The sequence below is a fragment of the Rhodobacter sp. P2_H5 genome (assembly GCF_056403335.1).
Genome location: NZ_JBFUFS010000002.1, coordinates 370,870 through 396,271, shown reverse-complemented (window position 1 = coordinate 396,271; position 25,402 = coordinate 370,870). Strand labels below are relative to the sequence as shown.

Below are 25,402 nucleotides of genomic sequence, written 5' to 3'. Positions count from 1 at the left end.
GTCTAGCAGGTCACCCGCCGCCCTTCCACAGATTCTGTCACTTCGAGGCTTTGACCCCCGGCGCATCGCCCACCACGACAAAGCTGAGCTTGTCCGGCGTCAGCAAGGACTTCGCCACCCGGTTCACATCGGCGAGGGTCACCGCCTCCACCTTGGCATTGCGGGTCTCGGGGTAGGACGGCGGCAGGCCGAGGATTTGCATCCCCACCAGGATCGAGGCGATCCTGCCGTTGCCGTCAAAGCGCAGCGGATAGGCGCCGGTCATGTAGGTCTTGGTATCATCCAGCTCTTTTTGGGTCACACCATGGGCGGCGACATCGGCCCAGACATCGTGGATGACCTGGATCGTCTCCGCCGCCTTGGCATTGGCGGTGGCGACTGAACCTTGCAGGACCTCGGCATGGTCGAAACTGGCCAGCGAGGTGTCAATGCCATAGGTCAGACCGCGCTTTTCGCGCACCTCGTTCATCAGCCGAGAGGAGAAGCCGTTGCCACCCAGAATCTCGTTCAGGATGGTGGCGGCGAAATAGTCCTTGTCCTCGAACTTCACGCCGCCCTGATAGAAGCTGATCGCGGTTTGCGGGCCGGGGAAGGGCTGGACCGTGATGCCGCCCTTGGTGCTGGCCACCACATCGCCGGGCTGCGGGGCGCCGGTCGCCGGCAGATCCCCGAGCAGCTTGTCCAGGAGCACCCCAAGATCGGCAGCCGAGATATCGCCGGCAGCCGCCACATAGATCCGGTCGCGGGCGATGGCGCCATGATAGGCGGCAAGGATATCGTCGCGGGTCAGAGCCTTGACGCTGTCGATCGTGCCGTCACCGACCGTGCCATAGGGATGCGTGCCAAAGGCCTGCAGGCGCAGGATATTGCCGGAAATCGCATCGGGGTCTTTCGCGTCGGCGGAGAGGCCCTGCAGAACCTGGCCGCGCACCCGCTCCACCGCGTCGGGGTCAAAGCGCGGCTTGGTCAGGGCGAGATGCAGCAGGTCCATCGCCTTGTCGCGATTCTCGGTCAAGGCGCGGACCGAGACGCCGACGCCATCCTGATCGGAATCAAAGCCGATGTCGGCGGCCAGCGCATCGCGGGCGGCGGCAAAGCCCTGACTGTCCAGATCGCCGGCGCCCTCTTCGATCAGGGCGGTCATCAGGTTGGTGGCGCCGCGCTTGCCCGGCGCATCGAGCGATGTGCCGCCCTTGAAGCGGATCGAGAGGGCGGTGAAGGGGATGTCGTGGTTTTCCACCAACCAAGCCTTGATGCCACCGGGCGAGGTGACTTCCTGGATCTTGATCTCGGCACCTGCGGGCAAGGCCAGCAGCAGAAATCCGGCGAGCAGCGCCAGGGCCCCGGATTTGATCCTGAAAGCGAAGGTCATTGCGCGGTCTCCTCTGTGGTCAGCCAGCCGGTGACGGCATCGTGCTTGTCGAGCACCTTTTTCGCCGCGGCCATCACGTCCTCGGCGGTGACGGCCTCCAGCGTCGCGGGCCAGTCCTGCACGTCCTTGATCGTCAGCCCCGAGGCCAGAGCCATGCCGTAATCATGGGCGAGGCCCTGGGTATTGTCGCGGTCGTAGATCTGCTGCGCCTTCACCTGCGCCTTGATGCGGGCGAATTCGTCGGGGTCCACGCCATCCTTCATGAACTTGGCCAAAACGCCGTCCATCGCCTTTTCGGCATCGCCGAGGCTCACGCCATCGGCGGGCACCACGACAAGGCCAAAGGTGGTCACGTCCAGCGACACGCCATCATAGGTCGCGGCGGTATAGGTGGCGAGCTTCTGGTCGAACTCCAAAGCCCGCGCCAGAACCGAGTTCGTGCGGCTGCCTCCCAAAAGCTGTGCCAGCATGGTCAGGGCCGCGGCCTCTTTCTGGTCGCCGGGGTTGCGCTCGGGCGCGAGGTAGGTCCGCACGACATAGGGTTGGGCCACGCGGGTATCGGCCAGCACCAGGCGGCGTTCGGCCAGTTGCGGCGGCTCGGTCGGGCGGATGCGCGGGTGGATCTTGTCCGAGGGCGGAATCGGCCCGTAGTTCTTCTTGGCCAGCGCCAGGACCTCTTCAGGCTTCACATCGCCCGCCACGACCAGAATGGCGTTATTCGGGGCATAGTTGGCATGGTAGAAGTCAAGCGCGTCCTGACGGCTCAGCTGCTCCATCTCGTGGCGCCAGCCGATGACCGGGATGCCGTAGGGATGGTTCATGTACTGCGCCGCACTCATCTGTTCGTTCAAGAGCGCGCCGGGGTTGCTGTCGGTGCGTTCGTTGCGTTCGTCGAGGATGACCTGGCGTTCGGTGTCCACATCCTTTTCCGTGAGGTTCAGGTTGTGCATCCGGTCGGCTTCCAGCTTCATCACCAGACCCAGCCGGTCGGCCGCAACGCGTTGGAAATAGGCGGTATAATCGGGCGTGGTGAAGGCGTTGTCCGACCCGCCCTGCGCCGCCACGATCTTCGAGAACTGCTCGGGCGGCACTTCCTTGGTGCCCTGGAACATCAGATGCTCCAGAAAATGCGCGATGCCGGAATGGCCCGGGCTCTCGTCGGCCGCACCGATCTTGTACCAGACCATGTGGACGACGACCGGTACACGGTGATCCTCGATCACCACGACATCCATGCCGTTGTCGAGCGTGAAGGTCGTGACCTTGTCGGCCAGCGCCGCACCGCTCGTCAGTGCCAGCGCCAGCGCCGCCCCATACCAGACCTTGCACCGGGTGATGAGGTCGAACCCTCTACGCATTGAAATTGTAACCATCGCGACCTCCTGCTTGGGACCAAGCTATCCCAGAAGGGGGCAGGCGCAACCCCAAGCCACGCGGTTGTGACATGGGGTGAAGCGCGCCGATTTCAGAGGCTTAGCGCCGCACGCCTAGCGCTTGGGCTTTTCCGGTGGCGGAGAGGAGGGCGTGGGGACGCCAGCCGCGCGCCAGCGCGCCTGCTCGGCGTAGGAATCCAGCCACATGTCCTTGTAGGCCGCGAAATAAGTGGTCAGGCCAAAGGCCCGTTCCAAGAGCTTGCCGGGGTGGCGCTTGCGCCGCGCCAGATCGTCGGCGGCCATTGATTCGCGGATATTGGCGGTACCGCCGTGACGGTCGGCATAGTTCACCAGACCGGCGTCCGAGGCGGGAATGCCGCCCGCCGCACGGACCTTGCCGCCAAGAGCCACCACGGCGTCGTCCATCGGGTGCTGGTCGGTCAGGTTGCTGCCGCCCGGTGTGGGTTCCGGCAGCGCGGTAAGGTCAGCCGGCAAGGCCAATGCCTTCGGCGGAAGCAAGGAAAACTCGTCCGGGCCATCGGTGGTCGAGCGCAGGTTGTACAGATGTGGCGTGCGATTGCCCCCCCCGCAGGCGGCAAGCACCACCAGTGCCAAGCCCGCCATTGCGAGACCGATCCGTGCCTTCCGCATTCCGCCCGACCCTTGCACCGTTGTATCCATCTTGCCGTCCTGACAGGGCTTAACGCAAAGACGCGGCCTCGTCACGGGGTCTTTCGGCGTGGCTTGATCTTGTTGGGCGTCTTGCCGCCCGCAAAACCGGTAAACAGAACCAGACCCAGGGCGCCGAAGAAGATCGCGACATCGGCCACGTTGAAGGCGAAGGGGTTGTCGATGCCGCAGCACGACATGTTCAGAAAATCCGCCACCGCGCCATAAAGGATCCGGTCGATCACGTTGCCCAGCGCCCCGCCGACCAGCAGGCCCGCCGCCACCTCGGCCCGCCAGCCCGATTTCTCGCGCCGGACCCAGATCCAGACCCAGGCCGAGATCACTAAAGCCACCACGATCAGCAGCACGCGCCCGATGTCCGACCCCTGCGCCAGAAGGCCGAAGTTCATCCCGTAGTTCCAGGCCATACGGAAGACGAGGAAGGGCGGCAGCACGTCAATCTCGACCCGGTTGACCAGATCGAGCCCGAAGACCACCGCGATCTTGGTGATCTGGTCCAGAGCCAGCACRCAAAGCGCCACAAGCGGGATGGTGGGGAGTTTCATCTCAGTGCCGGAAATGCCGCTGGCCGGTGAAGACCATGGCGAGGCCGGCTTCATCCGCCGCAGCGATCACCTTGTCGTCGTTCATCGAGCCGCCGGGCTGGATCACCGCCGTAGCCCCCGCCTCCGCCGCCGTCAGCAAGCCATCCGGGAAAGGGAAGAACGCGTCCGAGGCCACGACCGAGCCCACGGTCGGCGCCTGCGCCAGACCCAGAACCTCGGCCATGTCGCCCGCCTTGCGCGCCGCGATCCGGGTCGAATCAACCCGGCTCATCTGGCCCGCGCCGATGCCCACGGTGGCGGCATCCTTCACATAGACGATGGCGTTCGATTTCACATGCTTGGCCACGGTCCAGGCGAACAGAAGGTCGGCCATCTCGGCCTCGGTCGGCTGGCGCTTGGTGACGACCTTCAGGTCGGCGCCGGTGATCCCGGCAAAGTCGCGGTCCTGCACCAGAATGCCGCCCGCCACCTGTTTGAAGGCCAGCCCGGGCGCCTTGGCGTCGGGCAGGCCTGCGGTGGTCAAGAGGCGCAGGTTCTTCTTGGTGGCGAAGATCGCCTTGGCCTCATCCGAGGCGCCGGGGGCGATGACGACCTCGGTGAATATCTTGACGATTTCTTCCGCGGTTTCCGCGTCCAAAGGCTGGTTCAGCGCCACGATCCCGCCAAAAGCCGAGGTCTGGTCGCACTGATAGGCGCGCAGATAGGCCTCGCGCAGCGTGGCGCCCTTGCCGACACCGCAGGGATTGGCGTGCTTGATGATCGCGACCGAGGGCCCCTGCCCGGCAAACTCCGCCACCAGTTCAAAGGCGGCGTCGGTGTCGTTGATGTTGTTGTAGGACAGTTCCTTGCCTTGCCATTGCTTGGCCGTGGCCACGCCTTGGCGTTGCGTGCCGTCGCTGTAGAAGGCCGCGCGCTGGTGCGGGTTTTCGCCGTAGCGCATGCCTTGGGCGAATTTGCCGGCGAAGGCCCGGTTGCGTGGGAAAGGCTCTTTCAGCTCGCCCGCCATCCAGGACGACACCGCCGCATCATAGGCCGCCGTCTTGGAATAGGCGGTCAGCGCCATCCGCTGCCGGAAGGCCAGGGTCGTCGCCCCGTCATTCGCCTTCAGCTGGTCGATCAGGGCCGCGTAGTCGGCGGTATCGGTGATCACCGTCACGAACCGGTGGTTCTTCGAGGCCGCGCGGATCATCGCCGGGCCGCCGATGTCGATATTCTCGATACAGGTGGCGTGGTCGGCGCCCTTGGCCACGGTTTCCTCGAAGGGGTAGAGGTTGGAGATCAGAAGGTCGATCGGTTCGATCCCATGCGCCGCCATCGCCAACAGGTGTTCGTCATCATCGCGCAGGGCCAGCAAGGCGCCGTGAATATTGGGGTGCAGCGTCTTGACGCGGCCATCCATCATCTCGGGGAAGCCGGTCACCTCGGCCACATCGCGCACCTTGAGTGCTGCGGCCCGCAGCATGATCGAGGTGCCCCCGGTCGAGATCAGTTCGACCCCATAGCCCGCCAGAACCCGGCACAGCTCGATCAAGCCGGATTTGTCCGAAACCGAAATCAACGCGCGGCCAATCGGGACGAGATTTGTCATGGCGGAACTCCCTCGCAAGATGTCAGATCTGGCTGGCGGGATCCTCCCGCTCCAGATCGCGGATGGCCAGCGGAGTATCCTGTGCCTTGGCCAAGGTCCACCCCAACTCGGTGTCGAAATCCTGTGCCAGGCCGGAAAGCACGATTTGCAGGCTTTCGCGCGGGCGGAGCCGGGTCTTTTCCAGGTAGATGGTCGGTTCAAGGGCAAGCCGCGCGCTGCCGTCATGGCGAAACACCCAGATTTCACCGCTTTTGAGCGCGAGCGAGACGGCGGTGCCGCCCATGTCCAGACGGGTTTCGACATCCGGGTGGATATGGAATCGCACGGCGAACTTCACGCCCTGCTCGCGGCTCGTGCTCATCACCCGTTCAAAGCGGCGCTTTTCGGCGGCATTGATCGCGGCCAGACGGTCGATGCCTTTCAGGTGACGGCCGTCATTGGTCAGCATCAGGTCGCGGATATGGCTGAGGCCATGGGTCTTCGACCAGCCGTCCTGCGCGATGTGGACGCCCGCGCCATTCTCCCCCGGCAAGACGCGCAGGGTCGTCACATCGGCGCGCTCGACAAACTCCCCCGCCCCGCTGCGCCCAAGGCGCGAGGAGGAATAACCCTCGATCGCCAGCGTCGAATGCGAGGCCGTCGCCCGCCCCGCCTGCCGCCATTCCAGCCCGAAGGCCGCGCCCGACCCGCAAGACACCACCACCGGACGCCGCCCGGAGGTGAGTTCGAATCCGTTGGTCGAGGCATGGGCCAAAGGCCCGGAAGGCGGCGGCTCGGCGTCCAGGATGATCGTGGTGCGCCCGCCGGTCAGCCGGGCAAACCCCATGGCCATCCCGGCAGAGGCCATCGGTCGCACCCCGGCAGTGGCCAGCGCCGCATCCAGCCGCCCCTCGGCCCCGCGCCCRCCACCGTGAAAGCGCGCAAGGCCGCCGTCGGCGTGGCGCAGCGCGCGCAACACCGGAGCCACCCTTTCGATCGCCGCCAGATGTTCCGGCGCAGCCCGGCGCCCCGCCTCGCCCAGCGCCTGTTCGGCCCAGGTCAGAAGGGTAAAAATCTCCAGCAGTTCCTCGGGGTTGCGGGTGGCGATGCCGCCGCCCATGTCGATCTCGGCCTCGACCTCGGCAGAGAGACCGCGTTGGGCGGGTTCAACGTGATGCCCCATGCCTTCCAGAACCAGCGCCGCAACAAGCTGGCCCGTCAGCGCCTCGATCCGCGGCAGGCCGGGGGCGGCGGTCTGCCAGCGCTGCGCCAAAAAGTGCAGCTGGGTGGACAGGCTGGCCAACAGGGTCGTGGTCTTGTCCGCCGCCGTGTCTTGCATCAGCATCGGCGCGTGGTTGATCCAGCGGATCAGGCGGCGGCCGATCAGATTGGCCTGCCAGCCCGCGCCTTTGCCCGCGCCAAAACGGGTGATCCAGTCAAAGGTCCAGTCCTGCGCCCGGTCCTGCGCCCGCGCATCGCCCAGCGCCGCGAGATCTTCCAGCCAGACAAAGCCATGCGCTTCGTTGTGCAGGGCGGGGTCGGCGAAGGGCACATCCCAGATCGGCACGCCCGGGCTTTCGATCACCGTCGCCCCCGAGATGAAATTGCCCGCGACCAGCTGCTTGCCCCGGGCATATAGGCCAATGGTGCGGGGTTCGGGCTGGCTCAGGAAGTCCTTGGCGACATGCGCCTTGCGCGCGCGCCAAAGCAGCCAGCGGTCACGCCACCCGCCTGATGTGCGCGTCTGTTCGCGGCCCTCGGCCATGCTGCCTTGCCCTGCCTCTTGCCCGTTTCCGGGTCATTTCGATCAGAGCATAGCGAAAGCCCCCCGCCCTGTCACCCAAGGCAGGAGGCTTCGGCGATTTCAGGCGATATGGTCGATACGTTCCATATATTGTGCCAGGCCGCGCACCTGCCCCAACCACTTGGCGATCAGCTTGGGGTCATGCGGGGCGGCATGCACGCCCACCGGGATCTCATGCGCCAGAAGCGATTCCACCGCGAAGGAGACGGGCGAGGACACCAGCCGCGCCATCGCCGTGCCGCGCTGGTCGCCCCAGGCATCCATCGCCCAGGTCTCGTGGAAGACGATCCGCCCCTCACGCTCGGCTTTCAGCGAGACAAACAGGATCACCCGGTCCGGCTCGCCCGGCGCATAGGAGTTCTCCTTGACGAACTCTGCCGCCATCTCGGCCAGCCGCGCCTCGCCCGCGGGACCCTCCAGCGTCTCGATCTCGCGGAAGACCGGCGTCCAGGCCTCGGCCCAGCCGTTCAGGCGGATGGTGCCGCGGACGAAATCCTTGACCTGCCAGGCCTTGTCGAAGCGGTAATCCTCCATGAAGGGATAGCTGTCACGGTTCGGATAGACCTCGAAGCTTTCCGGGATCGGCAAGGGGGCGTCGTAAGAGGTGATCGCATCCCAGGGCCGCGCCACCCGCAGTTCCGAGAAGTTGCGCAGGGACCGCGAGGGCGAGCGCAGCGCCTTCAGCACGCCCAAAGGCGCCCAGCTGAACTTGTAGCGGAACGGGTTCGGGATCTTCGGCACGCCGCCGCAATAGGACACGAAGCTGAGGATGTTGCGCGCGTCATAGCCCTTCGAGGCGCGGTAGCGCGCCACCAGGTCATGCGCCATCAGATGGTCGATGCCCGGGTCCAGCCCGCATTCGTTGATCGAAACCAGACCCTTGGCGCGAAACGCCTCGTCCAGCGCGCGCATCTCGGGCGAGATATAGGAGGAGGAGACGAAATGCGCCCCCTTGGCCAGGCAAGCCATCGCGATCGGCACATGGTGATCGACCGTCAGCATCGAAATTGCGATATCGCCCGGCTCCAGCGCCGCCGTCAGCGCGTCGAGCGCATAGGGGCGGATGTCTTGCGTGAGGTCGCCCACCGCCTCGACGGCCTTTTCGACCGTGCGGTTCCAAACCACGACCTTGTGGCCCGCCTCAATCAGCCGCCGCAATCCCGGCGCCGAGGACAGGCCCGTGCCACACCAGTGAATTGTCATGTCGTTCTCCTCAGATAAAGGCGAGATGGCGGTCAAACTCCGCCTTGGCGCGGCCCCAGACGCCGGCATCCAGTTGGGCCAGCGTCAGAAGCGAAGGCAAAAGCTGGGCGGCATAATCCTGCGAGGATTCGACCGGCAGAAGCGAAGGCAGGTTGTCGATGGCGGTCACGTCCAGCGGCGGATGGTCCGCGACGCGCAGCGCCGGGGCGTCCCAGTCGGTGGCGCGGTCATAGACCTTGATTGGCGAGAAGTCCGAGGTCGGATCGCAGGCGATATCGCCGATCACCGTCAACCGCCGCGCATCGGTCTTGGCCGAGGCGGGCACGAAAACCGGGCACCCCATCTGGGCGAGGATGCAGTTCAGGAAAATCTCATGCTGCAGCACTTCCGGGAAGGGTCCGCCCGAGGCGGTCTCCGCCATGTCCCATTTGGTGACGGCAGAGCCCATCGCGGTCAGAAGATCAGTCGCCCCGGTCCCCACCCGACCCAAGGCGCCGATGATCAGCGCGTCAGGCCGCTTGAGCCCGGACAGTTCCGCGCCAAGATCGGCCAGAAGCTCCGCCTTGCCGCCATAGACCGCGACCGGCCCGCAGATCTCGCCCCGCGCCTGTGCCGCCCAGCATTTCAGGGCGACAGCCGCCCCGGCATAACCGGCCCAATATCCGAAGGCCGCAACCCGGCGGCCATTCTCGTTCACCAGATATTCCAGATCGTAAAGCGTCCCACCGCCGGCCTTGAAGCGCGTCAGCAGAACCTGCCCCGCAGGCTGGCCCTTGTAGGCATGGCCGAACATGATGTGGCGGTGGGTCAGCGGCGTGCCATCCTCGGGCAGTTCCTTCAGCCCGAAGATGATCGCGTCCTCGGGGGCGAAGGGCCACAGGTTCTCGGCCACGATCTCGCATCCCGCGCGCAGATAGCCGTCGATCGGGATGGCCCTGACATGGCTTTCCTCGACCGTGACGCGGATACCGGCCTTGATCAGGGCCTCGGCGCCCTCGGGCGTCAGGCCCACACGTTCCTCATGCGGCCGTTGTTCGGCGCGCACCCAAAGATGCACCATGGCGCTCTCCTCTTTTGCCTCTCCATATCAGACTGGGGCCGCAGGACCAGTCCCCGCAACCAGAGCGCGGGGCGCAGCCGGCCCGGTTTGCGGCCCCGCGCCGGTTCCACCGCAAGTGCGCCGGCGGCGGCCCGAAGGCGCGGGGCGCTTCGGGTTCTCAGCCCCCTCCATAAAATCACTTTACTTCTCAACTTTACGACTTATAGCATATTTGTAAAGCAATGTAAAGCAAGAGGGCAGAATCACATGCTGGGACAACGCTTCGCCACGCGGATCAATTCATTCGCATCCAACGCCAGAGACTATTGGCCGAACCAGCAAGGCAAACCCTCGCTGCAGCAGATGGTGGCCCGCGCGGCGACGGTCGAGGGGCTTTCGGAGCTTGACCTCAACTACCCCGATCATGTCGGCGACAGCGCCGTCGAAGTGGCCAAGGCGGTGCGCGACGCCGGCCTTTCGGTCAGCGGCCTTGCGATGCGCTACTACACCAACCCGGCCTACAAGCGCGGCGCCTTCACCAACCCCGACCCGGCGGTCCGGCGCGAGGCGATCGACCTGACCAAGCGCGGCATTGATGCGGCGCGGGAGATGGGGGCGCCGATGATGACGCTGTGGCTCGGGCAGGACGGCTATGACTACGCCTTCCAATGCGACTATACCGCGCTTTGGGAAGCCGAGATCGCCGGTATCGCCGAAGTCTGCGCCCATGATCCTGAGTGCATGATTTCAATAGAATATAAGCCGAACGAGCCGCGGTCTTACAGCCTTCTGAATGACGCCTCGACCACGCTTCTGGCGATTGCCGAAGTGGGGGCATCGAACCTTGGCGTCACCATCGACTTCGCCCATTCGCTTTACGCCGACGAACAGCCGGCCTTCGCCGCCGCCCTGATCGCGCGGAAAAGCAAACTGCTGGGCCTGCACCTCAACGACGGCTATGCCAAGCGTGATGACGGGCTGATGGTCGCCTCGGTCCATGAATTCGCCACGCTGGAGCTGCTGCGCGAAGTGCATCGCGCGGGCTTTGACGGGGCGATCTACTTTGACACCTTCCCCGATGCCTCGGGTCTGGATCCGGTGGCCGAATGTGCCGCCAACATCCGCACCGTCCGCCGCCTTCTGGCGGGAGTTCACGCCATGGAAGGCGACAACCGGCTCGCCCATGCGCAATCGGCGCAAGACCCCGTCATCGCCCAGGACATCGCCCGCCTGGCCGCCGCCAAGGGGGCGATGACGCTTTAGACTTTACTGAAAATCATCAAGTCGTGTTGAAAAAGGGAGGATCCAAATGCAACACTTTCTGAAAGGCGCCCTCGTCGCCGGTGCTGTCGCCCTGTCGATGGGTGCTGCCCATGCCGACCTCGCCCCGCTGAATTCCGACAGCGAGCCGAACCGGATGGACTGGTCCGAGCTGGACGCCAAGTTCGGCCCACTGCCGGCCATCCCCGCGGGGACCAAGGTCGGTGGCGTGTCCAAGACGCTGACCAACGAATACTGGCGCTCCTTGGGTCAGGGTTACCAGAATGTCGCCGGCAAGTTGGGCATCACGCTGGTCTATCAGGCCGCCGCCAATGAAGGCGACCAGTTGGGCCAGCTGTCCATCGCGGAAGACCTGATCAACCAGGGCTTCAAGGCGCTCCTTTTCTCGCCCCAGACCGACGCCAACCTGATCCCGGCGCTGGAAAAGGCCAAGGCAGCCGGCATCCCGGTCTTGAACGTCAATGACGCGGTGATCCCGACCGCCGAGCACTATGTCGGCAACGTGCAGAAGGGCAACGGCGTCAACGTTGCCAAATGGTTCATCGAAAACCGCAAGGACGGCGGCAAGGTGGCCGTGATCGAGGGCCAGCCGGGCGTCTACGCCGCAGGCCAGCGCACCGCCGGCTTCACCGAGACCATCAAGGCCGCCGGCAAGTTCGACGTCGTGGCCTCGGTACCGGCCAACTGGAGCCGCGAAGAGGCCTTCAACGCCGCCACGACCATCCTGCAGCAATACCCCGACCTGATCGGCTTTTATGCCAACAACGACGGCATGGCTTTGGGCGTAGTCGAAGCGGTGAAGGCTGCCGGCAAGAAAGACCAGGTTGCGGTCTTCGGCACCGACGGGATCTCGGATGGCTATGCCGCGATCAAGGCGGGCGATCTGACCGGCACCGTGGACAGCTTCCCGGTTCTGACCGGCGAGATCGCGATGGAGGTCGCCTTGCGCCTGATGGCCGGGCAGGATCTGCCGCGCGTGGTGGCAACGCCGCAAGCCTTGATCACCAAAGACAACCTCGCGACCTATGCCACGACCGACATGGCCGCCCTGCGCGCCGCCCTGCTGAAGTGATCTGACCCTCTGGCCTGCCCGGAATGCTCCCCCGGGCAGGCTTTTTCAATGGAATGAGATCATGACCCGCCTTTCCCTGACTGACGTGCAAAAGTCCTTCGGCGCGACCAAGGTTCTGCATGGCGTGGCCCTGACCGTTAAGCCTGGCGAGGTCCATGGGCTGCTGGGTGAGAACGGCGCCGGCAAATCGACGATGCTGAACATCCTCTCCGGCGTGCTGCGTGCCGACGCTGGCCGGATCGAGGTGGACGGCGTTCCGGTCCACATCGCCTCGCCCCGCGACGCCACCGAAGCGGGAATCGCGATGATCCATCAGGAACTGCAACAGGTGCCTGAACTGACGGTGGCGCAGAATATCTTCCTCGGCCATGCCCTGCGCAAAGGCCCCTTCGTCGCCCGCGCCGCGCAAGAGGCCGAGGCCGCGCGCCTTCTGGCCACGCTGGACCCCGGCATTGATGTGAAGGCGCCGATCCGCACCCTGCGCGTCGCCCAGCGCCAGATCGTCGAGATCGCCAAGGCCCTGCGCGCCAATGCCAGGATCATCGCGATGGACGAGCCGACCTCCTCGCTGACCCCGGCCGAGTTCGAAAAGCTGGTGGCGGTGATCGCCAAGCTGTCGGCACAGGGCGTGTCGATCATCTATGTCAGCCACAAGATGGACGAGGTTTTCCGGGTCTGCCAATCGGCCACCATCCTGCGCGATGGCCGCCTGATTACGCGGGTGCCGATCCCGGCCACGCCGGTCGCGCAGGTGATCGAGCTGATGGTGGGGCGCGAGTTGGCCCATGCCACGCACCACTCTTTCGCCACCGACCGGACGATCCTGAAAGTCTCGGGATTGAGCCGGGGTCAGGCGGTGCAGGATGCGAGTTTTCAGCTGCAGGCCGGTGAGGTTCTTGGCATCGCGGGTCTCGTAGGCTCGGGCCGGACCGAACTGATGCGCCTGATTGCAGGTGTTGACGCGGCAGACGCCGGTCAGGTTGAAATCCACGGCAAGGTGATTGCCAGCGGCCCCCGCGCCCGCATCAAGGCTGGTCTGGGTCTGGTCCCCGAAGAGCGCAAGCGCGACGGCATCGTGCGCCATCGCCCGGTGACCAGCAACATCGGCCTGCCCGCGATGCGTGCCTTCTCGCGCTTCGGCCTGATCCGGAAAGCCGCCCTCAAGGCTCGCTCCGAAGCGCTGATGCGCGAGGTCAACCTGCGCCCCTTTGATGTCAACAAGCCGATCGGCGCGTTCTCTGGCGGCAACCAGCAAAAGGCCATCATCGGGCGCTGGCTGGCCGCGGGGACCGAGGTTTTCCTCTTTGACGAGCCGACCCGCGGCATCGACGTCGGCGCCAAGGCCGAGATCTACGACCTGATCGAGCGTCTGGCCAAAGAGGGCAAGGCCGTCCTCTTCGTCTCCTCAGAACTGCCCGAGGTCATCCGCCTGGCCGACCGCGTGCTGGTCATGCGCGAGGGGCGCATCAGCGCCACCCTCGGCCAGGGTCAAATCACCGAGGCGAACATCGCCCGCCACGCCATCCCATCCACCTGAGGTTCCCATGTCTGGACTTATGAAAAGCATCCGCTTCCGTGATGCGGGCACTCTGATCGGGCTGATCCTGATTTCGGTGGTGTTCGCCTCGATGTCCGCCACCTTTCTGACGGCGCCCAACCTGCTGAACATCCTGCAGCAATCCTCGATCAACGCTTGCATCGCGCTTGGAATGACGCTGGTCATCATTTCGGGCGGGATCGACCTGTCGGTCGGGCCGGTTGCGGCGCTGACCGCCATTCTTGGGGCCGCGATGATGGTGGCCGGCGTGCCGGTGCCGCTGGCGCTGCTGGGCGCCTTGGCGGCAGGGGCGGCTTGCGGCTTCGTCAACGGCGCGCTGATTGCCTGGGGCGGGTTGCAGCCCTTCATCGTCACCCTGGGCGGCCTGTCGCTTTACCGGGCGCTGGCGCTGATCTACACCGGCGGCCAGCCGATCTTTGGCCTGCCCGACGGCTTTCGCGCCCTGACGAACGGCACCCTGGGCGGCGTGCCGACCCCCGTCCTCATCGTCGGCACCTTGGCGCTTGTCGCCTGGGTGATCCTGAACAAGACCCCGCTAGGCGAGTATTTCATGGCCGTCGGCGGCAACCCCGAGGCCGCCCGCATCGCCGGCGTTCCGGTGGTCCTGACCAAGATCAGCGCCTACATGATCTCGGGCTTCATGGCCGCCGTCGCTGCGATGATCCTGATCGGCCGCCTGGGCGCTGCCGAACCCACGATGGGCACGCTCTGGGAGCTTGATGCCATCGCGGCCTCCGCCATCGGCGGGGCCTCGCTGATGGGCGGCAGAGGCTCGATCCCCGGCACGCTGATCGGCTGCATCATTCTGGGCACGCTGCGCAACGGCCTGACCCTTCTGAACGTGCAGGCCTTCTACCAGTTGCTTGCCACCGGTATCATCATCATTGTCGCCATGCTGATCGACAGGTTCGCATCGGGCGCGGGTGGTGGAAAATAGGGGCGATGCATGAGTGATCCAAGGGCAATTGGCGCGCAAATCCGGACGAAACTGCCAAGCTTGACGCCTCTGGAGGGCAAGGTGGCCGCCGATATTCTGGCCCGCAAGGACATCGACGAGACCACGCCGCTGCGCGAGATTGCCCTGAAATCCGCGGTGTCCGAGGCGATGGTGGTCAAGGTCGCCAAGAAGCTCGGCTTCGACGGCTTCCGCGACTTCCGCCAGGGTCTGGTCGATTACTACCGCCTGGATTCCGCCAACCTGCACGCCGAGATTGCTGCGGCGGATACGGCGGGAGAGATCGTCCAGAAGGTCTTTCGCACCGCCATGCAGGCGCTTGAGGAGACCTTCGCCATCCTCGACCTCGAGGCCTTCGAACGCGCCGCCGACTATCTGGCCCGCGCCAAACAGCGCGATTTCTACGGGCTGGGCGGATCGGCGCAGATTGCCCGCGATGTCAGCCACAAGTTCCTGCGCATCGGCATCCGCACCTCGGTTTTTGACGATGCGCATATGATGATGATGTCGGCGGCCCTGCTCGGTCCGGATGACGTGGCGGTGGCATTTTCGCATTCCGGCTCGACCGCCGCCGTGCTGGATGCGGCAGAGATGGCGCGCCGGAACGGCGCCCGCACCATCGCCGTGACGAATTATCCCGAAAGCCCGCTGGCCAAGATGGTCGATGTGGTCCTGTGTTCCACCGCGCAGAACTCACCCCTTCTGGGCGAGAATGCCACCGCGCGGATCGCCCAATTGAACTTGCTCGACGCCCTCTTCGTCGTGGTGGCCCAACGCAACCGCAAGGCCGCCGACACCAACCTTGACCGCACCATGCGTGCCGTGCAGTCCAAACGCAGATTGTGAGAATGAGATGCCTATCGTCTTGACCGTCGGAAGCCTGCATTACGACATCGTGGTCGAAGCCGACCATCTTCCACGCAAGGACGAAACCGCGATCGGCAGCCGCTGGTACCCGAAGTTCGGTGGCAAGGGCGGCAATCAGGCGGCTGCGGCGGCCAAGGCCGGGGCGCAAAGCCGGATGGTCGGCGCCGTGGGTGCGGACGACTTCGGCAGCTTCCTGCGGGCGAAATTGACCGAGGCCGGGGTGGATGACCGTCATGTCGCCACCGTGCCCGATGTCGGCTCGGGGATGAGCGTGGCCATCCAGGACGGTGCGGGCGATTATGCCGCCACCATCGTCTCGGGCGCCAATATGCACATCGCCGCCGCGACGCTGGCCGATGAGGCGCTATGGGATGGCGTCAAGGTTCTCGTCCTGCAGAACGAGGTGCCCGAGGCGATCAACCTTGCCGCCGCCACCCAGGCGCGCCAGCGCGGCATCCCGACCGTGCTGAACGCCGCCCCCTACCGCGACCTTGGCGCCGCATTCCGCCGTCTGGTCGATGTGCTGGTCGTCAACGCGGTCGAGGCCGAGATGATGGGCACCGCACAGGTTTGCTGCCTGCACAGCGCCGCCGATGCGGCCAAGGCACTCGCCGATCAGTTTGAAACCGTGATCGTGACCGCCGGCAGCAAAGGGCTGGCCGCCTTCGGGGCGCATGACGAGCGCCTGCAACTGCCCGCCGAAAAGGTCCAGGTCATCAGCAGCCACGGCGCGGGCGATTCCTTCATCGGCACCCTGGCCGCCGAGCTTGCCTGCGGCGCCGGGCTGGAACAGGCTTGCCGTGCCGCCTCCGCTGCCGCGGCCCGGCATGTGGCCGGGCTTTAGGGCTTCTGGCTTGCACGCCCCTGGCTTCAGCCGCTTTGCGGCCGTCATATCGTGAGGATCCACCGCCACGACGATCATTGCGCGCAGGGGATCGCATTTGTCGGCACGCAAGCCACTTCCGCACGGCGCAGTCATTCGGTCAGGATGACATCCGCAGCGAGGCTGTGGCCGACGATCAGTTTCGCGTTTTCCAGGTCATTCTCACGCGCCTTCTTCCTCGCCGCCTCAGGGTCCAGCCCATGGTCGAGCCAGCGGCGCACCAGCCGCCGTTCCAGCTCTGGCATGGCCACGCTGAGGAAAGCCGTCAGGTCGTAGAGCGGCCGCAGCTGCGCCCAGGGTTGCTGATCCAGCAGAAGGTAGTTGCCCTCGACCAGCAACAGGGGTGTCGTTTGCGCGATCAGCCGCCCCCCCGCGCGCGAAATTTCGAGGCTGCGGTCAAAGACCGGCACGGCGATTTCGGCCTCGGTGTTCTGCTTCAACCGCGCCAGAAGCGAGGCCATCCCGCCCACGTCGAAGGTGTAAGGTGCGCCCTTGCGGGAAAGGGTGCCCCGCTCTTTCAGCACCGCGTCGTCGTAGTGGAAGCCGTCCATCGGCACGATGGCTGCAAAACCGGGGCGGCGCTGGTTCAGTGCCCGCGCCAGATGGTCGCTGAGGGCGGATTTGCCGCTGCCGGGCGCACCGGCGATGGCGATGACCTGGCGGCCTTTCAGCCCGGCCAGCCGTTCGATCAGCGCCGAGGCCGCGGTATTGTCGGACCATGGGTTGGCCAAAGCCACGGCGGTTGCCGTCGTTGTCATGCCTGCGTGCCCCTACGCATCGCGATCCTTGCGGCAGAGCCAGGTCACGATATTCTCCATCAGGGTGGCGTAAAGCGGCCAGCCCAAAAACTCCTGCGACAGCCAATGCGGGCCGATGTCGGTGGACCAGATCAGGCTGCGGCCCGCGCCATGACGGCGGGTGGCCAGTAACGGCCAGTCCTTGCCGCGGTATTTGCAGACCGCAAGCAGGGTCGAGGCGTCGTCGCCGCGAAACGCCAACTTGTTGAGGCCGAGGATCGGCGGCAGCGGCTCTGTGATGCCGGCAAGGATAGGGTGGGACGGCTCCAGCAGGGTCGCGGCAAGCCCCTCGGGCACCTCAAGCCCGTCGCTAAAAGACTGGCAAAGCACCGGCAGCACATCCTCCACCGCGGTATCGGCGAAACGTGCGGTGCCGAACATGCCCTGAAAGCCCATATAGCCGCCCGCCAGCATCAGGCCACCGCCGCCTGCGACATATTCCTTCAGCACTTCCAGCCGGTTGGGACCGACCTTGCCGCTCCGGGCCTCCGGGGTGACCAGCAGGGTCAGGGCGCCCACATCCGAAAGGATCACCGCGTCATAAGCGGCCAGTTCGGCCAGCGTGCGGGGAAAGCCCGCACCGCAATGCTCGCCGCCGATCTGGGTCACGGCAATTCCGGCCGCACTCAACGCCGCATTGAAGGCCAGCGCCCCATTCGACCAGGTCGAACTGGTGATCGTATCGCCCCCGGCCGCAACGGTAGAGGTGGCCAGAAACGTCTCGCCCGCGAGCAGCACTTTCATCGGAGTCAGACCCTTTGTCCTTGGGTGAAAACGAGGGGCAGGCAAAACCCGCCCCTCCGAAACCTGTGATCAGAACTTGAACTCTTTCAGGTTCGCCGGGGTGACGATCTTGGCCGGCCCCAGAACCAGCTCGCCATCCTTGCCGATGGTGTAGTCGCCCAAACGGCCTGCGGCGAACTTCTCACCCTCCTTGCCGGTGATCTTGCACTGCGCCAGCGCCTGGGCGGTCTGATAGGTCAGATAGCCAAGGTCGGTCACATTCCACCAGATGTCCTGCGCCGAACCGTCGGAGATGTACTTGGCGATCAGCGTGGCGGGGGCGAGGCCGGTCAGCTTGACCTTGCCCATCATGCCGGCTTCCTCCAGCGCGCGGGCGGCGGCGGGCAGGCCGATACCGGCCGGCACGATGATCGCCTTGAGGTCGGGGAAGGCCTGCACCAGCGCCAGTGCCTGCTGCTGGTTGACCTGCTCGCTTTCCTCGCCATAGGCGACCTGCACCAGCTTCAGCTTGGCGAATTTCGGCTCGGAGGCCATCTTCGCCTTCATGAAGTCGATCCAGGCGTTCTGGTTCGTCGCGGTGGGGGTCGAGGAGAGGATGGCAAATTCGCCCTCGCCACCGGTGAGATCGAAGGCACTTTCCAGCATCATCTCGGCCAGGCTGTCGCCCTTGACCTGATTGACGAAGACCGCCCGCGCATCATGCGCCACGTCCGAGTCGTAAGAGATGACGCGAACGCCCTGCTGCATGGCACGCTTCAGTGCCGGGGCCACGGCATTGGAGTCATTGGCAGAAATCGCGATCACGCCAACCTTTTGCGACACGAGGCTGTTGATGAACTCGATCTGCGCTTCGGCGGTGGCCTGCGAGGGGGCCACCTGGATCACCTCGCCGCCGATTTCCTTGGCGGCTTCTTCGGCGCCCTGTTTGGCGACCTGGAAATAGGGGTCGGTATCAAGTTTCGGCAGGAAGCCGACCTTGACCGGCGCGGTTGCGCATTCCTGAGCAAAGGCGAAAGGCGCTGCAGCAAACATCACGACGGACGTGAGCAGGCCGAGTTTAATTGATTTCATTGCTTCCTCCACTGACTTCGGGCTTGAAAACAGGGCCCCGAATTTACCCCTTGGTGCCGCGCAAGGAGCGCGATCTGTGCAGGCGCTCTTGGGCAGAGCGCCAGTAATTGCCAACCAGAAGCGAGCCGATGAGCAACAGGCCGATGATCATGCCCTGCGCGTCGCCGCCAATCTGGTTCAGCGCCAGCACGTTGCGGATCACCGCGATCAGCACGAGTGCCAGCAGAACGCCGGTCAGCTTGCCCTTGCCGCCAAAGACCGAAATCCCGCCCAGCAGCACGATGGTGATGACGTCCAGCTCCATCCCCAGCGCATTGTTGGCCCGCGCATTCGACAGCCGGGCGGTGTAGACGATCCCCGCGATACCGGCCACGACGCCCGAGACGATGAAAAGCCGCAGGATCATCGCCCGGGTGTTGATCCCGGAATAGCGCGCCACCTCGGGGTTGCCGCCGATCGCATAGATGCGCTTGCCGATCGGCATCTTCTGCAGGGCAAAGGCAAAGATCGGGGCCAGCACCAGAAAGGGCAGGATCGTCAGGGGAACCTGCGTGCCCGGCACATTGTCGATGCCGAAATTGACCACGGCATCAGGCAGGATATTGACCGAGCCGCTGCCCAGAAGGATGTAGCCGATCCCGCGGTACAGGGCCATGGTGCCGAGTGTTACGACGAGCGACTGCAAGCCAAAAGCCGTGACCAGATAGCCGTTCAACGCGCCAAGCACACCACCCGCGATCAGCGTCAGCGGGATCGCGGCCAAGGTCGGCACCCCCGCCTGCACCGACAGGCCGAAAACCACCGAGGTCAGCGCCAGCATCGAGGCGACCGAGAGGTCGATCTCGCGTGTGATGATCAGCAAGGCCATCGGCAGGATCAGCAGCGCCTTCTCCGAAGCGCTCGCCGCCAGTTGCGACAGGTTGAACCCCGACAGGAAATTCGGCACGAAAATCGCCGCGTAAAGCACCACCAGAAGGCAGGCACCCGCCAGCAGCATGTCCCAGAAGTCCAGTTTGCGCAGGACTGTCATCCGATTTTCCTTTCCCGCGCCTTTTGCGCCCGGCGCACGATGAAGGCGTCAATCCCGACGGTGACGAGGATCACGAGGCCGTAAACGCCCTGCAGCCACAGCGGATCGACCCGGACCAGCGTCAGCCCGTTCTTGATGATCAACAGGGTGAAGACGCCCAGAACGATGCCCAGCAAGGTGCCCGCCCCGCCGCGGATCGCGACACCGCCGACCACCGCCGAGGCGATCACCGTCAGCTCGAACCCCAGCGCCACGCGGGCATCGACGGTGGCATAGCGCGAGGCCCAAAGCGCGCCACACAGCCCGCCCAGAAGACCCGCAATCGCAAAGGCGGTCACGATCCGGCGATCCGCCGGAATGCCGATCAGCCGCGCGCCGTCCGGGTTGGACCCGGTGGCGAACAATTCACGCCCCGTCGCGGTGCGGTAAAGGAACACATAGCCCGCCGCGAGAATGACCGCCGCGATCACCACGATGAAGGGGACGCCCGCGATCCGAAGGCTGGTCATCGCCAGCCACCGCGTCGTCACCTCATCCGCGCTGACCTGATTTCCTGCCGCCCAGATCGAGTTGAAGCCACGGAAGATCGACATCGAGGCGAGGGTGACGACGATCGCCGGGATCTTGCCCTTGGTCACCACCAACCCGTTGATCAGCCCGGCGACCAGCCCGACGCCGCAAGCCGTGGCGAGGCCCACCACAAGGTCCAGCCCCGGATAGGCCTGTACCATGCTCGCCGCCATATAGGCCGCAAGCCCGATCACGGCGGCGATCGACAGGTCGATGTTGCGCGTGATCAGCACCAGCATCTGCGCCAGCGCCGCGACGATCACCAGCGCCGCATCCATCGACACGGCGGTGATATTCGCCCCGCTGATCATCCGCGGGTTGATGATCGTCACCGGAATGGCAATGGCGAGCATCGCCGCCACCAGCCCGATCTCGCGCCGTTTCAGGACATCGAAGGGGCCTTTCTGCGGCTTGGCCTGCGCGAGTTCCACCGCGTGGCTTTCCTGCTCGCTGCTTTTGGTCGCAGCCTCCAGCACCTTTTCCTGCGTCGCCTCGCCCCGCGCAAACTCGGCCGTCTTGCGGCCTTCGCGCAGAACGACGATGCGGTCACAATTCCCGATCAGCTCCGGCATTTCGGAGGAGATCAGCAGGATCGCCATGCCGCCGCGCGCCAGATCGGCGATCATCGCATGGACTTCAGCCTTGGTGCCAACGTCGATGCCCTGCGTCGGCTCATCCAGGATCAGGATCCGCGGACCGGAGCGGAGCCATTTCGCCAGCACGACCTTCTGCTGATTGCCGCCCGACAGCTGGTTGACCGGCTGGTCATAGCCCGCAAAGCGCAGCTTCATCCGCTCCAGCCAGCCCGAAACCAGACTGATGGCTTTTTCGGTCTTGTAGACCCCGCCCGGCGCCGCCGCATCAAGGCTGGGCAGCACCGCATTGTCGAGGATCGAGAAATCCATCACGAGGCTTTGCCCCATCCGGTCTTCCGAGACATAGGCAATCCCCGCCTCCATCGCGGCCTTGGCCGAACCGATGCGCATGACCTGCCCGTCAATCAGAATCTCCCCAGCGTCGGGCTGGTCGATCCCGAACAGGGCGCGGGCAATCTCGGTTCGGCCCGATCCGACCAAGCCGCCAAGGCCCACCACCTCGCCCGCATGCAGCTGCAGATCGATCCCGGCAAAGGCGCCCCTGCGCGACAGACCTCGGGTTTCCAGCATCATCTTGCCGGGTGTGGCGCTGCGTTCGGGGTAAAGGTCGGTGACCTCGCGCCCCACCATCATCGCGATCGCGGCGGCCCGGCCCAGTTCGGCCTTCGGATGCACCCCGATCAGGCGCCCATCACGCAGAACGGCAATCCGGTCGGCGATGCGGAAAATCTCGTCCATCCGGTGGCCGACAAACATCATCGCCACACCGTGCTGGCGCAGGTCGGCCACGACAGTGAAGAGCCGCTCCACCTCGCGCTGCGACAGGGCGGCGGTCGGCTCGTCCATGATCAGGACGCGGGCATCGAGCGACAGGGCACGGGCAATCTCCACCAGCTGCTGCTCAGAGATCCGCAAGCGGCCCAGCGGCACATCGGCGCGGACCTCAAGCCCCACGGTCTCCAGCACCCGCCGGGCGCCAGCGATCATCGCGGCATTGTCGATCCCGCCGAAGCGGTCGCGCGGCATGTGGCCGATGTAGATGTTCTCGGCCACCGACAGGTCGGGAAACAGGCCGGGATGCTGGTGCATCACCGCCACCCCCGCCGCCTGCGCGTCATGCGGCGAGCGGAAGGTGACGGGCCGGCCGTCGATCAGCACGCCGCCCTCGCTTGGCGCATGGACCCCGGCCAGCAGCTTCACACAGGTGCTTTTGCCGGCGCCGTTCTCGCCCAGGAGGGCCAGAACCTCGCCACGGCGCAGTTCGAACGAGGCGTCGCGCAAGGCAACCGTGCCGCCAAACACCTTGGTGACCTGCGCCAAAGCGATCGGCGCAACCTGATCCTCGGCCAGAAAACCCGCCGTGCCAACACCCAGATCCATCAGCGAGATATCTCCTCCCAGAGGTATTTCTTTTTTCAATTTGCTATAAGAACACAAATTGGATTGCAACTGAAAATTTGACATCCCCCCTGCGGGCAGGCAGTGTCTGGCCGGAAGGCGCAAAGGCGCCGACTTGCCAAGGGCCGTGCCAGAAGGTCGAAAAAATGCCCGGCAAGGATGGGGAGATGGCGGTATGAAAGGAAAAGGCAGCAATTCCAGCACTCTGCGCCGGTATAACGAGCGCTTCGTCCTTGATGCGTTGCGCCGCATGAAGGAGGCGTCGAAGTCTGACCTCGCCCGCGCCGCCCATCTGACCCCCGCCGCCGTGGCGGTCATCGTTGACGGGCTGGAAGCCTCTGGTTTCGTAAAGCAAGTTGGAAAAAGGTTCGGCCAGCGCGGAACCCCCTCGACGCTTTACCGTCTGACCCCCGAACGGATCTACAGCGTCGGCATCAAGATCGGCCGCCGCGCACTGGAGGCAGTGCTTGTCGATTTCGCCGGAGAGATCCGCGCAAGGGAATCGCATGAATACCGCTATCCCGACCCCGATCTGGTGCGGAGGGCCGGCAATACCGTGCTGGACAACTTCAACCGCATCGTGGGCAGCCTTGGCGATGCCACCATCGTCGGCCTCGGCATCGCCTCGCCCTATTTTCTGGGCCTGTGGAGCGATGAGCTCGGCTTTCCCGAAGACCTGGGCGCGCGGTGGGAAGCGATTGATCTGACGACTTTCTTTGCCCTGGACGCCAAGACGCCGGTCTTCGTCGAAAATGACGCGACCGCTGCGGCGCTGGCCGAATTGCTGCAGGGCACGGGGCAACGCTTCAGCGATTTCATGCATGTTTCGATCGACACCTTCATCGGCGGCGGGCTGGTGCAGGGCGGCAAGATCAACGCAGGACCGCATGGCAACAGCGCCGCCCTCGGCCCGCTGCCGGTGTCGCCGTCAAAGCTCGATTCGGTGGCGGCTCATGCGGGGCGCTACCAAAGCCTGCTGCATCGCGCCTCGATTTATGTGCTGGTCAACCATCTGAAATCGCGCGGGATCGAGATCACCCGTGTGCGCGAGCTTGACCCGATGCCGCCCGATGCCTCGGGTCCGGTGTACGAATGGGTCGACGATTGCGCCAACGCTCTGGCCGAGGCAATCATCGCCATCACCGCTGTGATCGACCTCGAGGCGATCATCCTGGACAGCATCCTGCCGCGCGCCATCCACCACGAGCTTCACGCCCGCGTCCAAGCGCAATTCAACCAGATGAGCGCGATTGGCATCGTGGCCCCCGCCATCGTCTGCGGCCAGTTTGGCCCCGACGCCTCGCCGATCGGCGCCGCGATGCTGCCGCTCTCGGCGCTTTTCGCCCCCGACAGTGGTGTTCTGATGATCGGCAAGGAGCGGACCAATCTGGTGGGCAGCCTGTCGACCCAGCAAAGCTGAGGCCCCAAACTGCGTTGGAGCCCCAGAACGCTTCCGCCGGTTACCAGACCGTGAAGCCGCCATCCACCGCGACGATCGCGCCGGTCATCAGACTGGCCGCTTCGGAGGCAAGGAACAGGACGACCGAGGCCACCTCGTCCGCCTGCCCCATCCGCCCCATCGGCGTGTCGTTCAGCCAGATCGGAATCCGCGGTGCGTTTTCCGGAATGGCGGTGACGAGCGGCGTCTCGATATAGGTCGGCGCCACCGCGTTGACCCGCACCCCCCGCCCTGACCATTCCCCGGCGAGGGACCGCGTCAGGTGATGCACCGCCGCTTTCGAGACGTTGTAAGCCGTCTGCGGCTGCGGTCGGTTGGCGATGGTGCCCGACATCGAACCCATGTTGACGATGGAGCCCTTGCCCGCCGCCACCATATGCTTGCCGAACGCCCGCGCACACCAGAAGACGCCGTTCAGGTTGACGTCCATCATCCAGAGCCAGTCGGCATCGCCCAAATCCTTCGAGTCGATGCCGCTTTTGCCGACGCCGGCGTTATTCACCAGGATGGTCGCCGGGGTGCCGCGCGCCGCAAGTTCGTCGGCGCAGGCGGTGATGCGGGCAGCGTCGCGGACATCCGCCTGCATCGCCTCGGCGGCGAAACCCTTGGCGCGCAGGGTTGCGACCGCCGCTTCGGCAATCGCAAGGTCCGGCTCGATCAGAACCAGATGCGCCCCGGCCTCGCCCAAAGCCTCGGCGCAGGCATAGCCGATGCCCCGCCCGCCGCCGGTGATGACGGCGGTCTGTCCATCGACGCGAAACCGTTGCAGATACATGGAATTTCCTCCGGATCAGATGTCAAAGCTTGCGGGCAGGATGATGATGTCCCGCACCGTCACGGTGCGCGGGCGGGTCAGGATGAAGGCCACGGCTTCGGCAATCTCGGACGCTTCCATCAGCGCGCCATCGGCCTTGGCCTTGGCCAGACGTTCGGGTAGCCAGTCCTTCAGCAAAGCGGTTTCCACCGGGCCGGGCGAGACTTCGGCCACCCGGATCTTGTGCTTGATCAGCTGGCGCCGCACGGTCGCGACAAAGGCCGTAACCGCGTGTTTGGACGCGGTGTAGATCGGCTCCCACACCACCGGCGTATGCCCCGCGATCGAGGAGGTGCAGATGATGTCGCCCGTCCCCCGCTCGATCATGTGCGGGATGACCGCCTGCACGGTGCGAAAGACCGCGTTGATGTTGAGGTAGAGCATCCGGTCCCAGGTGTCCGGATCATCAAGCCAGATCTCGCCCGCGACATAGGCCCCGGCATTGGCGTGGAACACGTCCAGATGCCCGGTCTTGGCGAGGATCGCCGGCATCATGCCGTTGATGCTGGCAGGCGACAGCAGGTCCACCACCACGGGCACCGCCATCGGCCCCATCTCGGCGCAGATCCGGGCCAAAGCGGCCTCGTCGCGGTCGATCAGCACGACCTTGGCGCCGCCCGCCAGATAGCGTTTCACGCAGGCGAGGCCGATGCCGGATGCCGCGCCGGTGATGGCGATGATCTTGCCGTCCAAATCTTTCGTCATGTCGTCTCC

22 protein-coding genes are annotated in these 25,402 nt (G+C 65.1%); 7 read left to right on the top strand and 15 right to left on the bottom strand.

Translation table 11 applies throughout. The annotated features are described in order from the left end of the window. Nucleotides 1-37 precede the first annotated feature (37 nt). The 8 genes from AC1DVR_RS04030 to AC1DVR_RS03995 form a co-directional block, all read right to left on the bottom strand. Nucleotides 38-1,372 (bottom strand): M16 family metallopeptidase, encoded by a 1,335-nt coding sequence (locus tag AC1DVR_RS04030; RefSeq protein ID WP_477999238.1) that lies wholly within the window; start codon nucleotides 1,370-1,372, stop codon nucleotides 38-40. Beyond that, the gene (locus tag AC1DVR_RS04025; RefSeq protein ID WP_477999292.1) at nucleotides 1,369-2,730 is read right to left on the bottom strand and encodes a M16 family metallopeptidase; all 1,362 of its coding nucleotides are present in this window, start codon (nucleotides 2,728-2,730) and stop codon (nucleotides 1,369-1,371) included. Before AC1DVR_RS04025 ends, AC1DVR_RS04030 begins: the two co-directional genes overlap by 4 nt. 129 nt (nucleotides 2,731-2,859) lie before the next feature. Then, nucleotides 2,860-3,426, bottom strand: coding sequence for a DUF3035 domain-containing protein (locus tag AC1DVR_RS04020; protein WP_477999237.1), 567 nt, complete (start codon nucleotides 3,424-3,426; stop codon nucleotides 2,860-2,862). Between the two features lie 41 nt (nucleotides 3,427-3,467). Next, nucleotides 3,468-3,980, bottom strand: coding sequence for a signal peptidase II (gene lspA / locus AC1DVR_RS04015; RefSeq protein WP_477999236.1), 513 nt, complete (start codon nucleotides 3,978-3,980; stop codon nucleotides 3,468-3,470). 1 nt (nucleotide 3,981) lies between these two features. Then, nucleotides 3,982-5,568 carry a bifunctional phosphoribosylaminoimidazolecarboxamide formyltransferase/IMP cyclohydrolase gene (purH, locus tag AC1DVR_RS04010; RefSeq protein WP_477999235.1) on the bottom strand — a complete coding sequence of 529 codons (1,587 nt, stop codon included), beginning with the start codon at nucleotides 5,566-5,568 and terminating at the stop codon, nucleotides 3,982-3,984. A 22-nt stretch (nucleotides 5,569-5,590) separates the two neighbouring features. After that, nucleotides 5,591-7,312, bottom strand: a complete 1,722-nt coding sequence (locus AC1DVR_RS04005; RefSeq protein ID WP_477999234.1) for a heparinase II/III family protein — start codon at nucleotides 7,310-7,312, stop codon at nucleotides 5,591-5,593. 99 nt (nucleotides 7,313-7,411) lie between these two features. Beyond that, nucleotides 7,412-8,554, bottom strand: a complete 1,143-nt coding sequence (locus AC1DVR_RS04000; protein WP_477999233.1) for a saccharopine dehydrogenase family protein — start codon at nucleotides 8,552-8,554, stop codon at nucleotides 7,412-7,414. A gap of 10 nt (nucleotides 8,555-8,564) precedes the next feature. Next, entirely contained in the window at nucleotides 8,565-9,614 is a 1,050-nt protein-coding gene (locus AC1DVR_RS03995; protein WP_477999232.1) for a saccharopine dehydrogenase, read from the bottom strand. Between the two features lie 246 nt (nucleotides 9,615-9,860). Here AC1DVR_RS03995 and AC1DVR_RS03990 point away from each other — a divergent pair, with 246 nt between their 5' ends. The 6 genes from AC1DVR_RS03990 (at nucleotide 9,861) to AC1DVR_RS03965 (ending at nucleotide 16,170) form a co-directional block, all read left to right on the top strand. Then, a complete protein-coding gene (locus AC1DVR_RS03990; RefSeq protein ID WP_477999231.1) occupies nucleotides 9,861-10,856 on the top strand; it encodes a sugar phosphate isomerase/epimerase family protein in 996 nt (331 codons plus the stop codon). A 46-nt stretch (nucleotides 10,857-10,902) separates the two neighbouring features. Next, the gene (locus tag AC1DVR_RS03985; RefSeq protein WP_477999230.1) at nucleotides 10,903-11,946 is read left to right on the top strand and encodes a sugar ABC transporter substrate-binding protein; all 1,044 of its coding nucleotides are present in this window, start codon (nucleotides 10,903-10,905) and stop codon (nucleotides 11,944-11,946) included. A 61-nt stretch (nucleotides 11,947-12,007) separates the two neighbouring features. Further along, nucleotides 12,008-13,483 carry a sugar ABC transporter ATP-binding protein gene (locus AC1DVR_RS03980; RefSeq protein ID WP_477999229.1) on the top strand — a complete coding sequence of 492 codons (1,476 nt, stop codon included), beginning with the start codon at nucleotides 12,008-12,010 and terminating at the stop codon, nucleotides 13,481-13,483. Nucleotides 13,484-13,490: 7 nt separating this feature from the next. Next, nucleotides 13,491-14,441, top strand: a complete 951-nt coding sequence (locus tag AC1DVR_RS03975) for an ABC transporter permease (protein WP_477999228.1) — start codon at nucleotides 13,491-13,493, stop codon at nucleotides 14,439-14,441. A gap of 9 nt (nucleotides 14,442-14,450) precedes the next feature. Then, a complete protein-coding gene (locus tag AC1DVR_RS03970) occupies nucleotides 14,451-15,305 on the top strand; it encodes a MurR/RpiR family transcriptional regulator (RefSeq protein ID WP_477999227.1) in 855 nt (284 codons plus the stop codon). Between the two features lie 7 nt (nucleotides 15,306-15,312). Beyond that, nucleotides 15,313-16,170, top strand: a complete 858-nt coding sequence (locus tag AC1DVR_RS03965) for a PfkB family carbohydrate kinase (protein WP_477999226.1) — start codon at nucleotides 15,313-15,315, stop codon at nucleotides 16,168-16,170. 131 nt (nucleotides 16,171-16,301) lie between these two features. On the opposite strand, the gene AC1DVR_RS03960 is transcribed toward AC1DVR_RS03965, so the two are convergent. The 5 genes from AC1DVR_RS03960 to AC1DVR_RS03940 form a co-directional block, all read right to left on the bottom strand. Next, a complete protein-coding gene (locus AC1DVR_RS03960) occupies nucleotides 16,302-16,967 on the bottom strand; it encodes a nucleoside triphosphate hydrolase (RefSeq protein ID WP_477999225.1) in 666 nt (221 codons plus the stop codon). Nucleotides 16,968-16,979: 12 nt separating this feature from the next. After that, nucleotides 16,980-17,750 carry a glutamine amidotransferase gene (locus AC1DVR_RS03955; protein ID WP_477999224.1) on the bottom strand — a complete coding sequence of 257 codons (771 nt, stop codon included), beginning with the start codon at nucleotides 17,748-17,750 and terminating at the stop codon, nucleotides 16,980-16,982. A 69-nt stretch (nucleotides 17,751-17,819) separates the two neighbouring features. Further along, nucleotides 17,820-18,821: a rhamnose ABC transporter substrate-binding protein gene (locus AC1DVR_RS03950; protein WP_477999223.1), complete on the bottom strand. Its 1,002-nt coding sequence runs from the start codon at nucleotides 18,819-18,821 to the stop codon at nucleotides 17,820-17,822. Between the two features lie 43 nt (nucleotides 18,822-18,864). After that, nucleotides 18,865-19,851, bottom strand: coding sequence for an ABC transporter permease (locus AC1DVR_RS03945; RefSeq protein ID WP_477999222.1), 987 nt, complete (start codon nucleotides 19,849-19,851; stop codon nucleotides 18,865-18,867). Continuing rightward, nucleotides 19,848-22,397: an ATP-binding cassette domain-containing protein gene (locus AC1DVR_RS03940; protein WP_477999221.1), complete on the bottom strand. Its 2,550-nt coding sequence runs from the start codon at nucleotides 22,395-22,397 to the stop codon at nucleotides 19,848-19,850. Before AC1DVR_RS03940 ends, AC1DVR_RS03945 begins: the two co-directional genes overlap by 4 nt. Before the next feature lie 193 nt (nucleotides 22,398-22,590). Here AC1DVR_RS03940 and AC1DVR_RS03935 point away from each other — a divergent pair, with 193 nt between their 5' ends. After that, nucleotides 22,591-23,835: an ROK family transcriptional regulator gene (locus AC1DVR_RS03935; RefSeq protein ID WP_477999220.1), complete on the top strand. Its 1,245-nt coding sequence runs from the start codon at nucleotides 22,591-22,593 to the stop codon at nucleotides 23,833-23,835. Between the two features lie 40 nt (nucleotides 23,836-23,875). Here AC1DVR_RS03935 and AC1DVR_RS03930 read toward each other — a convergent pair whose 3' ends face one another. Together AC1DVR_RS03930 and AC1DVR_RS03925 are read right to left on the bottom strand one after the other, a co-directional pair. After that, nucleotides 23,876-24,649, bottom strand: a complete 774-nt coding sequence (locus AC1DVR_RS03930; protein WP_477999219.1) for an SDR family NAD(P)-dependent oxidoreductase — start codon at nucleotides 24,647-24,649, stop codon at nucleotides 23,876-23,878. Nucleotides 24,650-24,664: 15 nt separating this feature from the next. Continuing rightward, on the bottom strand, nucleotides 24,665-25,393 hold the full coding sequence (locus AC1DVR_RS03925) for an SDR family oxidoreductase (protein WP_477999218.1): 729 nt from the start codon (nucleotides 25,391-25,393) through the stop codon (nucleotides 24,665-24,667). Nucleotides 25,394-25,402: the final 9 nt, after the last annotated feature.